The organism is Streptomyces sp. NPDC007856 (genome assembly GCF_042868225.1).
Lineage (GTDB): Bacteria > Actinomycetota > Actinomycetes > Streptomycetales > Streptomycetaceae > Streptomyces.
In genome coordinates, this window is record NZ_JBIAEC010000022.1 from 13,810 (window position 1) to 27,084 (window position 13,275).

General features: G+C 68.4%; 11 protein-coding genes. 1 reads left to right on the top strand and 10 read right to left on the bottom strand.

The annotated features are described in order from the left end of the window. Positions 1-5 precede the first annotated feature (5 nt). The 8 genes from ACFYOH_RS37445 to ACFYOH_RS37480 form a co-directional block, all read right to left on the bottom strand. Positions 6-125, bottom strand: coding sequence for an RICIN domain-containing protein (locus ACFYOH_RS37445; RefSeq protein ID WP_388635201.1), 120 nt, complete (start codon positions 123-125; stop codon positions 6-8). Next, on the bottom strand, positions 122-3,088 hold the full coding sequence (locus ACFYOH_RS37450) for an RICIN domain-containing protein (RefSeq protein ID WP_388635203.1): 2,967 nt from the start codon (positions 3,086-3,088) through the stop codon (positions 122-124). The genes ACFYOH_RS37445 and ACFYOH_RS37450 overlap by 4 nt, the downstream gene beginning before the upstream one ends. Positions 3,089-3,269: 181 nt before the next feature. Further along, positions 3,270-4,253, bottom strand: coding sequence for an amidohydrolase family protein (locus tag ACFYOH_RS37455; RefSeq protein ID WP_388635205.1), 984 nt, complete (start codon positions 4,251-4,253; stop codon positions 3,270-3,272). Positions 4,254-4,289: 36 nt separating this feature from the next. Continuing rightward, positions 4,290-4,637, bottom strand: a complete 348-nt coding sequence (locus ACFYOH_RS37460; RefSeq protein WP_388635207.1) for an L-rhamnose mutarotase — start codon at positions 4,635-4,637, stop codon at positions 4,290-4,292. Beyond that, entirely contained in the window at positions 4,637-6,619 is a 1,983-nt protein-coding gene (locus ACFYOH_RS37465; RefSeq protein WP_388635209.1) for a hypothetical protein, read from the bottom strand. Before ACFYOH_RS37465 ends, ACFYOH_RS37460 begins: the two co-directional genes overlap by 1 nt. 65 nt (positions 6,620-6,684) lie before the next feature. After that, positions 6,685-7,587, bottom strand: a complete 903-nt coding sequence (locus tag ACFYOH_RS37470) for a carbohydrate ABC transporter permease (RefSeq protein ID WP_388635211.1) — start codon at positions 7,585-7,587, stop codon at positions 6,685-6,687. A gap of 55 nt (positions 7,588-7,642) precedes the next feature. Next, on the bottom strand, positions 7,643-8,557 hold the full coding sequence (locus tag ACFYOH_RS37475) for a carbohydrate ABC transporter permease (RefSeq protein ID WP_388635213.1): 915 nt from the start codon (positions 8,555-8,557) through the stop codon (positions 7,643-7,645). Beyond that, positions 8,554-9,915, bottom strand: a complete 1,362-nt coding sequence (locus tag ACFYOH_RS37480; RefSeq protein ID WP_388635215.1) for an ABC transporter substrate-binding protein — start codon at positions 9,913-9,915, stop codon at positions 8,554-8,556. The genes ACFYOH_RS37475 and ACFYOH_RS37480 overlap by 4 nt, the downstream gene beginning before the upstream one ends. Before the next feature lie 379 nt (positions 9,916-10,294). Between ACFYOH_RS37480 and ACFYOH_RS37485 the strand changes: the two genes are divergently transcribed. Next, positions 10,295-11,092: a FadR/GntR family transcriptional regulator gene (locus ACFYOH_RS37485; RefSeq protein WP_388635217.1), complete on the top strand. Its 798-nt coding sequence runs from the start codon at positions 10,295-10,297 to the stop codon at positions 11,090-11,092. A 456-nt stretch (positions 11,093-11,548) separates the two neighbouring features. Here ACFYOH_RS37485 and ACFYOH_RS37490 read toward each other — a convergent pair whose 3' ends face one another. Continuing rightward, on the bottom strand, positions 11,549-12,256 hold the full coding sequence (locus ACFYOH_RS37490) for a FadR/GntR family transcriptional regulator (RefSeq protein ID WP_388635219.1): 708 nt from the start codon (positions 12,254-12,256) through the stop codon (positions 11,549-11,551). Next, positions 12,247-13,275 (bottom strand): aldo/keto reductase, encoded by a 1,029-nt coding sequence (locus ACFYOH_RS37495; protein WP_388635221.1) that lies wholly within the window; start codon positions 13,273-13,275, stop codon positions 12,247-12,249. The genes ACFYOH_RS37490 and ACFYOH_RS37495 overlap by 10 nt, the downstream gene beginning before the upstream one ends.

The following is a 13,275-nucleotide window of genomic DNA, read 5'->3' on the forward strand; positions in this document are numbered from 1 at the left end:
GGGAATCAGTCCACGTTCACCGCTTGCCACAGCTGGCCGGCGGCGTTCGTGTCCGTCGTCTGCACGAGCTGGGCGCCTGCTGTCGCCGACGAGCCGGACACCGCGAGCAGCTTGCCGCTGTTCACATTCTTGATCTTGTAGTGGCCGTCTCCGCCGGCCCCAGGGTCCAGTGCTGGCTCGCACCGTCGTTGTCGGGCTGCTGGATGACGGTCGCGCCGTCAGCGGTGGACCCGCTGGTGATATCCAGCAGCTGACCGCTGTTCTGGTTGACGATCTCGTAGCTGCCGTCACCCACCGCGACCCACCGCCAGCGCTGGTTCTGCGCTCCGGTGTCGTTCCACTGGATGGCGTTCGCCCCGGCGGAGGTCGATCCGCCCGAGACGTCGATCGTCTTGCCACTGTTCTTGTTGAGGATCTTGTAGAACGCGTTCTTGGAGGGGAAGGATATGGAGGCGAACGCGTCCAGCGCGCAGACGGTGTCGGAAGAGGCCGCGTTCTTCGTTCCGGCGCACACGACCTTGATCGTGTGGGGGCCCGCGGCGAGATCCGTCTTCTCGAACAGCGGCACCTGCTTCGTCACCGTCGAGGCATAGGCGTCGATGCCCGGCTGCGCCAGGGCGCCGTCGATGTAGACGTCGACCTTCCCCATGTTCGGCTGCTTCATGCCGAGATACCGAACGCCCGAGCCGGTGAACGCGTACTGGACGTAGTCGCCCGTCCTGTTCGTGTACTTCTCGGATCCCTTGAAGTCGCGTGAGTCGTTCCAGTTCGACCAGCCGGAGGAGTAAGTGGGACCGGAGTCCTTGTCGTCGACGTAGGCCCATCGCTGCCGTACGAGCGACTTCGACGCGGGGGATGCGTTCCCCTGGGCGTCCAGGACGTAGAGGCGGTAGTCGCCGGGCGTCGGCGGGGCGTCGATGGTCGTCGCGGTTCCGGCTGCCTTCGTCATGGTGGGGCCGACGGCGAACGTCGTCGTACCGGGGGGAGCCAGCCAGTAGGTTCTGGTCGCGTCGCCGATGGTGCGGAGGGGGATGGACGACACGCCCTTGCCGGTGAACGTGCTCGCGGGCAGGGCGTAGTCCTGCAGGCCCAGGTTGCTCCGGGGGACGATCTCCTTGTAGGCGTCCTCCAGGCCGGAGTTCACGGCGATGTCGTACGCCTGTGGCGGCCACACGTTGTCCGCGTACGCGTGCACGTCCTGGATGGTGCTGTTCGGGACGTTCTTGCTGGCGATCTTGTTGACGGTGCCGTAGGTGTTGGTGATGCTCAGGTCGTGCTGCCGGCCCCAGGTGCCGGAGTTGATGGTGTAGGCCAGGTTCGGGTCGACATCGAGCACGTTGTCGTGCTCGTTGATGTGGGCGGAGCCTTCATCGGGGTGCATTCCGTACTTGTGACCGGCCGGAACGCCCTGGATGTAGTTGTTGCTGATCTCGGTTCCCGGCTCGCTGCCCAGTGTGTAGATCGGAGCGGAGTCGTCGAGCAACTGCATGGTGTCGACGATCTGGTTGTGGCTGATGGTGTTGTTCCTCGCCGTGGTGGTCGGCACGCCGGGGCGGATCGAGTTCGCAGATCCGTCGAAGTTCCACCATCCCCAGCCGAGGGTGATGCCCGCCCATGGGGACTTCTCGATCCGGTTGTACTGCACGGACAGGGAATCGGTGAAGTACGCCGACACGGGGCTGGACCCCTGGAACAACACCGCGCTGTCGTAGAGGTAGTTGTCTGTGATCGAGATGTTCTTGCAGACTCCCTCGACGTTCACCGGGTACTTCTCGTGGTTGGTAGAGGTGTGGTCCCCGATGTACACGTGCTGGGGGTGTCCCACGGTGATGGCGGATCCGGCGGTGTCGTTCGTGACGTTGCCGGTCAGCTGCGAGTCCGTCACATCGTTGACCATGTTGATTCCGTCGGCGCCGGTGTGCTGCACCGTGTTGCGCTGCAGGACGATCCCGTCCGCGTTCTCCATCTGTATGGCACCCGGCGGCAGGTCGACGTTGCGGTAGGTGTAGGCGTGGAAGTTCTGCCTCGCGTACACGGTCGAGTCGGCGTTGCCCTGCTGGCCCTGCCGGAAGACGGAGCCCGCGACACTGACCAGGTTCCAGTCGGAGTGCTCGACCGTGAGCCCGGAGAACGTGATGTTCCGCGCGTGGTCGGTCGTGGACGTGCCGGCGATCCTGATGAGGGTGGACACGTTGTTCGGCGCGAAGACCTGCGCCGACGTCATGTCCTCGGAGCCCGACTTGTAGTAGTACAGCGTGTGGCTCGTCCTGTCGAAGTAGAACTCACCCGGCCGGTCCAGGAATTCGTACGCGTTCATGAACGTGTGGCTGCCACTTCCGGCGTTGAATCTGCCGTTCGGCGGTCCCTGGGCAATGGCCGCACCCGGCTGCTGGAACAGGGCCACGCGATTGGCGCCGTCCGAGCTCGTGGTGATCTGCCGGACCCCCACGATGGCCGTGGTCCAGGTCGTCGCCGACTTGATCTCGACGTCGTCCTGGTTGGCGGCGACGGCGGGCAGATCCGAGAGGCTGTACTTGGCTCCGTCGCACTGCGAACCAGACTCCCAGGCCCAGGGAGCCTGACCTGCCGTGACGGAGTAGGTCCCGTAGCATCCGGCCGAGTTGATCGTCTTCGAGGCCATCTGGGCGCGTTTGCCGTTGACGTACAGCGCGCGGAGCTTGTCGTCGCGGTTCAGCGGGGCCTTCCAGATGTTCCCGCTGTGCTGGGTCCAGCCGGTCACCTGAACGCCTCCGTTCAGCACCGGCTTCTCGTTCTGGTAGGCGGCGTACACCACACGGTGGCCGTTCGTTCCGGAGTCGGCCGGCGTGAAGTCGATGGTGCTGGTCACCGGGTAGTTGCCGCCGCGGAGATAGACGTTGATGTCTGCGGTCATGTTGCTGTTGAGCGTGCGCACGACGTCCCGTGCGTGCTGCAGGGTCCTGAACGGCGCCGTGATCGTCCCGGCGTTGGCGTCGTCGCCGTCGGGGGCGACGTAGTAGGTAGCCTGGGTCGCGGCCGAGGCCGGGGCCGGCGTCGTGAGGGATGTCAGCAGCACCGCGGACAGAGCCGTCGAAAGCACTGCTGACACCGTGCGGATGGTGGAGGTGAGGGGCTTCATCGTCTGCCCCTCCTGCTGCTGCGGACGGTCGGGAACGCGTTCATGCGGCGGCTCCGGGGCTGTTGTCAGTGCGGTTGACACGGATCTGCATCCGCCCGGCACTTGAGCGTCCCGATGGCTCGGAAGCGCCGGTGAGCGGCGACCTCGCGGATCAGGGGCGACTCTCGGCAGGCTCGGGGTCCGGGGTGCGGGCGGCGGGGTGGCGGACTGGGAGTGTCATCGTGTTCTCAGGGTCCCTTCGGTACGAACGCCGAAGGTCAGCTGCGGGCGGGAGGCCGTAGAAGACGGTCGCGGTGCCGGCGAGGACAGCGTGGATCTCGGTGGCGGAACAGCCGTCGAGCAATGCCTCCACGGCGGCGGCCCAGCGGTTCCAACCGCCCGCGAGGTTCGCGACCGGCCAGTCGGAGCCGAACATCAGGCGGTCGGGGCCGAAGGCGGTGAGCAGGATGTCCCAGACCGGGCGGATGTCGGCGGACGTCCACCTCTCGTGGTCCGCCTCGGTGATCAGCCCCGACACCTTGCAGACCACGTGTGGGTGTGCGGCCAGCAGAGACATCTGGCGTTCCCAGTCGGCCAGGTCACCTTCGGCGATCGGCGGCTTGCCCGCGTGGTCGAGTACCTGGGGCAGGTCGGGGAAGCGTTCGGCCAGCCGGATCGCCTGGCCGAGCTGGTGGCTGCGGACGAGCACGTCGTAGCGGAGCCCGCGGTCCCGCACAGCCGCCAACCCGCGTTCGACGTCGGGGCGTTGCAGCCAGTCGGGGTCCGTCTCGCCCTGGACCAGATGACGCAGGGACCGCAGATGTGTCCCGCCCGGACCGGCGAGCAGTCGGTCCAGCACCTCGCCGATCGCCGGCGACGTCAGGTCGGCCCAGCCGACGACGGCCCCGATCAGCGGTTCCCGCTCCGCGAGCGCGAGCAGGTACTCCGTCTCGGGCACGTCCGGCATGCACTGCACGGCCACCGTGCTGTGCAGACGGCGGCCCGCGACTGTCCGGCTGGCGGTGGTACGCAGGTCGTCGGGGGTGAAGGTGCGGCGGATCGTTGTCAGGGCGGGGTCGTCGAGCCAGGGTTGCGGACGCTGGTCGAGGTCCCACAGGTGGTGGTGGGCGTCGATGAGGGGCAGGCTCGAGGTCACGGGGGATCCAAGTCGGGTCGGTCCGGTGCGGGCGGGTCAGGCCGTGGCGTCGTCGCCGGGCGGACTCAGGTGCCAGATCTCGGTGAGTTCCGTCCACTGGCGCGCGTCGCCCCGGTCGGGCCACGGCTCCTGGCAGGGGTCGGTGAGCTTCCACCACTCCTGGGTTTCGGGGTCGGCTTCCAGTGCCGCCATGTCGGCCTCGAAGTCGTCGCCGTGGTACTCGAGGTAGGCGAACAGCACATCGCCGTGGAGGAAGATGCTGTAGTCGCGGATGTTCGACCGGTGCAGGGCGTCCTCGACGCCGGGCCAGACGGCGGAGTGGAGTTCGAGGTACTCGCGGCGGCGTTCGGGCCGGAGCCTGATGGTCTGGGCGATGCGTTTCATCACGCACTCTCCTGAGAGGTGAAGGGCGTCCGGTAGCCGGGGGCGTTGGCACGCAGCCGGAGGCGCACGGCGAGTCGTATGCGGGTGGACGCGGGCAGCCGGACCGTCAGGTAGGCGCTGTCGCAGACCTGCTCCGTCTCGGTTACGACGGGCTCGCGGTGGCCGTAGTCGTACATGTCACCGATCCAGCCGTCGTCCACGCAGGTCGTGTACCGGACAGCGGTGATGGTGTGCTCGGCGAAGGCGCCCGCCTGGACGATCACCGTGCGCTCGGCCTCAGGGGATAGGTTCACCAGCTCGACGGTCGTCGCCTCGGGGTCGATGGAGGTGACCAGTGCGGCCACGTCCGGCGGCAGGCCGGCGCGGCGGGCCTCGACGTCGTGGTAGCGCAGCCGGGCCTGCTGCAGGCCGCCGTTGTACAGCACCTGGGGCCCGCCCCAGGTCAGCTGGACGAGGGCCTCGGTGACCACAGGGTTGGACTGCTGCCAGACGTGGATGTCGGCCTCGGGCACGTCCAGGTCGCGGTAGCGGTCGATGCGCCGCAGGCGGTGGCGGACCTGGGCCTGGGCGGTGGCGAGGATCCGCTCGGGATAGCCGGGGTCGTCGCCGGCGAGGAAGGCGAACCACGCCTTCTCGTGCCCGGACTCCTCCTTGGCCCGGAACGGCCGGACGGTGCGCCAGTCGATGCCGTCGGCCTCACGCAGCCGCTCCAGCCGGGCGCGGTCGGCGTCGGAGGCCGTGTGGTGCCACAGGGCCACCGGTACGGGCGCGGTGACGGGGTTGTAGTCGAACCAGCCCCTGTCGTTGTGGCGGAACGGCAGGTGCGGTGTGGGGGTGCGGACGTCGGGGCCGAGTTCGACCGCCCACTTGGAGGGAAGGCTGGAGTCCGCCTCGGTGTGCGGCATCACCTTGGCGTGACCGATGAGGGTGTCGAGCGAGGTCGCGACCATGGAGAGGTAGCCGTCGTCCCCGGTGACCGTGGCCGCCGCGAGCGCCGCCACACAGGCCGCGTGGCCCACGCTGTGCCAGCCGTGCGGCCAGGACCAGCCGTAGTGGCCGCCGTACCAGCGGCCCTCCAGCAGGCTGCCCACGACCCCGTCCGGGCCGGCGTTGTCCGGGACGAGACCGCCGTTCGCCTCGGTGCGCTCCCGCCACGCGCCCACGTACTCGGCGATCCACTCGCGGTAGCGCTCCTCGCCGGACAGGATCCAGGCGTTGAGGACCAGCCCGGTCGCGGCGAGGTTGACCGCGGTGTCGCCGACGGCCATCCGGTCCCGCATCTGCGTGCCGAGGCGTGGGTCCGCGGAGAGCGGGTAGGGGCCGCCGTCGGCCTCGGGGATCCAGTCGAGCGGGAAGCCGTACGTCTGCGCTTCCCTGGGCAGCCAGGGATAGACGTCGCCGTCGAACAGGCCGGTGCGGTCGGGGTCGCTGCCGTTGTGCGGGCGGGTGATGATGCGGTGGGCGGGGTCGTAGTTGCCCTTGGCCGGGTCGACGTACAGCTCGGCGAAACGCAGGGCGCGCTCACGCCAGCGGTCAGGGGCGGCCATGCACAGGAAGTAGAGCAGGAGCAGGCTCTCGCCCTGGTGGAACCAGTCGTAGCCGCGTTCGAACTCGTCGTGCAGCATGCCCAGTTCGGTGAGCTGCCGGGTCACGCCCTCCCAGTGCTGCTCACTGGCGGGCAGCAGGTCGTCGGCGCCGCCGAGGAGGTACAGCTGGGGCCAGTTGAAGAACACCTCGTAGAAGTCGTCCACACCGTCGCGGGTGGTCAGCGGGCCGGTGTACTTCAGTCGTCCGTCGGGGCCGGTGAAGTCGCGGGCGAAGCGGCGCCAGGCATGGTCGAGGAGGTCGAAAAGGGACCGCTGGGCCACGGCCCAGCCCGGTGGTTCGAGCAGCGGCACCCCCGCCTCGATCTCGGGTGGCGCGACCGGGTGGTCGCAGGCGGCGTCCTCGGCCGTGGTTCGGTCGGCAGAGCTGAAGGGCATGGGAGAACTCCGTTCGGGGCGGGCGGCGGGACGGCGCACGCCGGGACGACGGCCGGGACGGGCCGCTATTCCTTGGTGGCGCCGGCGAGCATCCGGCTGACCAGGAAGCGCTGGGCGAAAAGGAAGACGATCAGCACGGGCGTGATGGCCACGAGCGTCGCCAGGGCCAGCTGCGGGCGCTGGATCGCCAGGTCACCAACGGTCGGATTGAAGGACGGCACGTTGCTGAGCAGGGTTCCGATTCCCACCTGGATGGGCATCTGGCTGCTCTCGGGGAGCATGACGTACGGCAGGAAGTAGTTGGTCCAGTTGGCGACGAAGCTGAAGAAGCCCACGAGTGCGACGACCGGGGTCGCCAGCGGCAGCGCGATGTGCCAGAAGACGCGGAACTCCGAGCAGCCGTCCACCCGCGCCGCGGCCAGCAGGTCCTTCGGGACGGCGGTGGTGAAGTAGATGTACGTCAGGTACACGCCGAACGGATAGAACGAGTACGGCAGGATGATCGACCACACGGTGCCGATCAGATGCACCGCGTTGATCTCCAGGAACAGCGGCACCACCAGCGTGGCGTTCGGCATGAGCATCACGACCAGGGTCGCGACCAGCAGGGTGTGGCGGCCGCGGAACTCGGTCATGGCCAGGGCGTATCCCGCGGGAACGGCGACACCGAGGGTGATGACCAGCGAGATCACCGCGTAGAGGGCCGAGTTGCCCAGCCACTGCATGACGGCGTTGTCCTGGAACGCCGTGAGCGCATGCCAGTTGGCTTTCAGCGCGTGCCACGACCCGAAGGACAGCGGGTTGTCGTGGACCAGCTGCTGGTCGGTCTTGGTCGCCGCGAGGACGAGCCACAGCACCGGCAGCACGAAGAAGGCGAGGAACACGGCCAGTACGGATCCGGTCAGCAGCCGGGAGGGCAGGTGCCCTACGGGCCGGCTGTGCGGCGGCTGGTGGTGAGATCGGCTCATGAGGGGCGCTTCCCGTTCCGCGTTCGCTGTGCCGGTGACTCGGCGGCAAGAGGTTCTAGTCGGCATCGAAGAACCCCGACCGTGCGACGAAGACGGCGGCGGCCGACACACTGACGACCAGGAGTTCCACCGAGACCGCGGCGGCGCCGTTGATGTTGTTCATCTGGAAGGCGAAGTCGTACGTCAGCTGGTTGAGCGAGTAGTCGCGTCCGGCCACGCCCACGCTGGCGAGGGAGAGCAACTGCGGCTCGACGAAGAGCTGGGCGCCGCCCGCGAATGCCAGGATCAGCATGTACACGATCCACTTGCGGAGCATCGGGATCTGCACGTGCCAGGCGGTCTGCCAGGCGCCCGCGCCATCGATGCGCGCGGCTTCCGTCACGTCCGTGGGGATGTTGTTGAGCGCGCCGTACATGACGACGATCCAGCCGCCCGCGCCGGTCCAGAACGCGATGATCGTGAACAGCAGGGGCAGGTTGCCGGGCGCGATCACCTCGCCGAAGGTGTGGAACCCCAGCGCGCCCAGCAGCGAGCTGACCGGGCTGACGGTCGGGTCGAGCATGAACAGCCACACCAGCACACTCGCGGCGCCGGCGAGCGCTCCGGGGATGTAGTAGAGGAAGCGCAGCGCCTTGCCGGCGGAACCCGAGGCCAGGCGGTGCAGCAGCAGCGCCAGGGCCACCACGAACACCATCAGGGACAGGAGCCAGAAGGCGAGGTAGACGGCGACATGGCTCACGGCGTCCAGAAAGCGGAAGTCCTGCGCCGTGGTGACGAAGTTGGCGAAGCCGGTGACCGTGCCCCCGGCGTCGGTGAAGGAGAAGTAGACCGCGTAGGCGGTCGGAAGGACGCCGAAGGCGACCAGCAGGAGCACGTAGGCGGCGACGAAGGCCATACCGGCCCGGCTCTGCCGGGCGGCGCCGCGACGGCGCCGGGTGGCAGAGCCTGCCGGGGAATGGGTGAGGGTCACTGGGAGACCTTGTATCCGTTGGACTTGGCGTACTTGACGATGGAGTCCTGCCAGGCCGGCAGCATCGAGACGACGGTCCTGCCCTGGGTCAGGCCGGGCTTGACGGTGGCGGCCCAGATCGCCTCCTGGCTGAACTGGCCCGAGCCCCAGCCCGGCCAGACCTGGGAGGAGGCGGCCTTGAGGGCGCTCAGGTCACCGTTGAAATAGCCGGAGGCGTCCTGTCCCTTCAGCCACGCCTCGGCCGCCGGCGCGTACGCGGGGAAGCCCGGGGCCTTCTGGCCCTGGTAGGCGTTGTCTGTGGTGACCCACTTCAGGAAGTCGGTGGCGGCCTTGATGTGCGCGGAGTGCTGGGACAGCAGCCAGGTGCCGCCGCCGACGTTGCCGGTGGACGGCGAGGTCTCCCCCTTCCACTGCGGGATGGGAGCCGCCGCGATCTGCTTGGCCGGCGTCTTGAAGGTGCCCTCGAACAGCGCTCCGCCGTACCAGGCCGGACCCGGCATGAGCAGGACCTTGTCGGCCTCGTTCTTGCCGAAGTCGGTGCTGAAGACCCCGCTGATGGACAGGGACTTGTTCTTGATCAGCACGTCCATGAGCTTGGCCATCTTGGTGCAGGCCTCGCTGGTGGTGTTCACCGAGACGGACTTGGGGCCGGTGATGTGGTTGGCGCCGCACTTGCCCGCCCACAGGTAGATCTCGGGGGTGAAGGCGTCGCCCGCGTCGCCCACCAGGTAGCCGGGGTGCTCCTTGGCCACCTTCTCGCCGAGCTGCTGGTACTCCTCCCATGTCGTGGGCACCGTGTAGCCGAACTTCTTCAGCAGCGGCGCGTTGTACCAGAGCACTGCCTGGGAGAGGTCGTTGCGCAAGCAGTAGACGGTGCCGTCGACGGTGCAGACGTCGTTGGCGCCGTCGGCGAAATCGGCCAGGGTCGCGGAGGGGATCAGGCCCTTGTCGAGCGGCGCGGCGAAGCCCGCGTCGACCGCCCAGGAGGCCTCGTTGTTCTGGGAGCTGAAGACGACGTCCGGCCAGCCCTTGCCGGTGCGGTTGAAGAGCTGGACCTTGGTCTGGAGGTAGTTGGAGCCGTTGGCGTCGCCGTCGTAGGTGACGATGTCCAGCTTCACGCCCGGATGCTGCTGCTGGTACAGCTTCGCGGCCGCCACACGGGTCGCGTCCACCCAGACCGTCAACGCACCGTCCTTCTGCGGTACCTGAGCGAAGCCGTCCTTGGTCGTCGTACCCGTGGCGCCGGCGCCGCAAGCAGTCAGAGCAAGCGCCGCGGTGGCCGCACAGCCGACCAGCAACGCCGCGCGCCTCTTGCTGGACACTCTCTCCTGGCCGGACGAAGGCTCGTTGACGGTCATGTGCGACTCCACTGGTTTCACAGGGCGCCCCGAGCAGATGGGCAGGCGGCGCGAGGATGAGGCGACGCCAGGCCGTACCGGTCGGCGTCGGGGGGACCGTGGACGGCCGGGCCCACTTGCCGTCGCGGAAGAAATTAGGCGCCTTATCGAGAGATCCGTCAAGGGTGTGTGCCGTGTTCTTCCTTCTGATCGACGACTGATACTCGGGATCCACCAGGGAGAATGCCCGACACTTCCCCTATTGTGCCTATCGCGACTAGAACCCTGCGAAGTGGATCTACAAGCAATGAGTACTACTCATTATCGAGCGGGGGGTAGAATGAGCGCGGCTCCACAGCGATCAACCGCCCTCGTAGCAGTCATCCCGAAGGCAGGACAGATGAACGACACGCCCGCGACCGAAGCCGCCCTGTCGGCGCAGGCCTCTCCCGCCGCGGCAGCAGCGGTGAACGGCTCGGACGAGCGGCGTGACTACCGCCCCGGATACGAAGTCGTGGCGGAGCGGATCCTCGAGTTCATCGCCGAGGCCCGTCTGGCGGCAGGCGATCGGCTGCCCACGGAGAACGATCTGGCTCAGAGGCTGAACACCAGCAGGGCCGTGGTGCGGGAGGCCGTCAAGATCCTTTCGGCGCTCGGCCGGGTCCGGGCGCACAAGGGGCGCGGACTGTTCGTCGCCGACGACGAGGGCATGCTCATCACCAGCCGCTGGGGCGGCTTCTTCCGCCCCGTCGACCTCGATCATGTACTTATGCTGTTCGAGTTCCGCAGGGTTCAGGAGATGGCCGCGAGCAGTCTGGCCGCCACCCGTGCCACGCCCGCCGAGCTGCGGAACATCGAGGTGGCCGTGCAGCAGTGCCGGCACGGATTCGTCCACGGTCAGGTCGACGAGTTCAATCAGGCGGACGACGACTTCCACGAGGCCGTGGCTGCGGCCTCGCACAACGCCTTCCTCGTCAGCGCCGTGCGGGACGCGCGACGCCTGCAGCGGCAGTCCAGCGCGATCGGGATCCATGACATGTTCGGCGAGGGCACCGAGTCCGCGGTCGTGGAGCACGAGGTGATCTACCGGGCCATTCGCGACGGCCGGCCCGAGGAGGCGGCCGAGGCTACGGCGGCACATCTCGACAGGACACTCGAGGACTACCGGCGGGAGATCCAGCGGCGCCTTTTCGGATAGCGTCCTGTTCGGTTCCCACCTGACCGGCTGGATCCTGAACGCCAATGCGTCCCCCGGCCGAGAAGCCGATGGCCGCGTACGCCTCGCGAGCACGAAGGTCCGGCCCGGAGACGCACCCTCAGCAGCGCTCGCGGACGCGGCTGCCGTTCCGATGCGGCGGCGCGCCGTCGGGAACAGGCGGGGGCGGAAGAGGCGGGGGACGTCACTCCCCGACCCGAGCCGTCGCGGTGATCGACCGGCAGAGCACCGGACCCGATCCCAACCGGTTGCACCAGGCCGAGCCGGATGCACAGGGCCGGCCCTCAGCCCTGCCAGGCACCACCGTCGCCGCCCCCCCGGCGACCTGGACGCAGAGCGGCAATGCCCTGGACCGGCCGACGACACTCCCTCGCGCACCGGACATCCGCGTCCAACTGGGCAAGGGCACCGCGCCTGGGCAGGTGAAGCTGTCGAGGTCTACCGAAGGGGAGGAGCCTGGCCGGAACGCAGGTGTTCTCTGAGCCACTGTTCGGTGTTGTTCACGTGCAGCAGTGCGGCGGCCTGACTGAGGGAGGCGTCACGGGTGGACAGGGCATGGAAGATCGCCTCGTGCTCGGCGAGGGTCCGGCCCGCGGCCTGGGTGTCGACCAGGCCGCGCCAGATACGGGCGCGCAGAGTGCGGCCGGAGATGCCCTCGAGGAGGGTGAGCAGGGTCTCGTTGCCCGTGGCCGTGATGACGGCGCGGTGGAAGGCGGCGTCGTGGATGTTGAGCTGCTCGACGTCGTCGCGGGCCTCGCGCATGGCGTCCAGGTGCCGCTCGACCTCGGCAAGCTGCTCGTCGGAGATCCGGGTGGCGGCCAGGGCGGTGGCGACCGGTTCGAGGAGACGCCGCACCTCCATGAGGTCCTGCAGCGCGGCGGAGTCGCCCTGCAGCAGTTCCACCGCTCCGCCGAGCCCTTCCAGGAGCAGGCTCGGCTGCAGACTGGTCACGTACGTGCCGTCACCCCGCCGGACCTCCAGCACCCGCGCGACGGCCAGCGCCTTGACCGCCTCACGGGCCAGGTTGCGGGACAGACCCAGCTGAGCTGCCAGATCCGGCTCCGGCGGCAGCTTGGAGCCCGGAGGCAGCGCACCCGTGCGGATCAGCTCGCGGATCTGCGCTATGGCCTTGTCCGTCAGAGACACTGCGAACTCCTTCCGGGATCGTTCGCCGTGGGCACGTCCGACCTGATCAGTCCTCGGCGACGGAGATCATCCCAGAGATCTTCAGGGGTCCGCAGATCGTGGAGTTCCACGTTTCGGGCAACCTGCTCCGCATTCCGCATACCGAGGGTGATGTTGATGATACTGGGATGGGTGCGCGGGAAGGCGATCGCGGCGGCGGGCAGGGTCGTGCCGTGCGCCGCGCAGACGTCGGCGATCGCCCGAGCGCGGGCTACCAGGGCAGGCGGGGCGTCGTGGTAGTCGTACTTCATGCCCTCGGCAGGGCGGTCGCTGGAGAGCAGCCCCGAGTTGAACACGCCCACCGCCACGACGCTCTTGCCGAGATCCCGCGCGGCGGGCAGGACATCGTCCAGAGCCGACTGGTCGAGGAGCGTGTAGCGCCCGGCCAGCATGACCAGGTCGGCTGCGGTCTCGCGCAGGAAGCGGGCCAGCATGGCCGACTGGTTCATACCGGCGCCGATCGCGCCGATCACCCTCTGGTCGCGGAGGTCGGCGAGGGCCGGCATGGCCTCCTCGGCGGCCTGTCTCCAGTGGTCGTCGGGGTCGTGCAGGTAGACGACGTCCAGGCGGTCCAGGCCGGTGCGTTCCAAGGTCGCCTCGATGGAGCGGAGCACTCCGTCACGGCTGAAGTCCCACTGCCTGCGCAGGTCGTCCGGCACCACGAAGCCCTCGGTGTCGATGCCGCGCGGCTGCTCGTTGGGAACGAGCAGGCGGCCGACCTTGGAGGAGACGGCGTACGCGTCGCGTGGACGGTCCCGCAGGGCGGCGCCCAGGCGCCGCTCGGAGAGACCGAGCCCGTAGTGCGGTGCCGTGTCGAAGTACCGGATGCCGGCCTCCCAGGCCGCCTCGATCGCGGCCTGCGCGTCGTGAGGAGGGGTGACACGGTAGAGGTTGCCGATCACGGAGGCCCCGAAGCCGAGTTCCGTGAGCTCGACGGGGGTGTTCGTGATCTTCCGGTGTCCGAAGGTCCGATGTGTCAC

Excerpts from the sequence above, each read along its gene's own strand:
- ACFYOH_RS37460 (WP_388635207.1), bottom strand. The coding sequence starts at position 4,637 with ATGAAACGCATCGCCCAGACCATCAGGCTCCGGCCCGAACGCCGCCGC.
- ACFYOH_RS37465 (WP_388635209.1), bottom strand. The coding sequence starts at position 6,619 with ATGCCCTTCAGCTCTGCCGACCGAACCACGGCCGAGGACGCCGCCTGC.
- ACFYOH_RS37470 (WP_388635211.1), bottom strand. The coding sequence starts at position 7,587 with ATGAGCCGATCTCACCACCAGCCGCCGCACAGCCGGCCCGTAGGGCAC.
- ACFYOH_RS37480 (WP_388635215.1), bottom strand. The coding sequence starts at position 9,915 with ATGACCGTCAACGAGCCTTCGTCCGGCCAGGAGAGAGTGTCCAGCAAG.
- ACFYOH_RS37485 (WP_388635217.1), top strand. The coding sequence starts at position 10,295 with ATGAACGACACGCCCGCGACCGAAGCCGCCCTGTCGGCGCAGGCCTCT.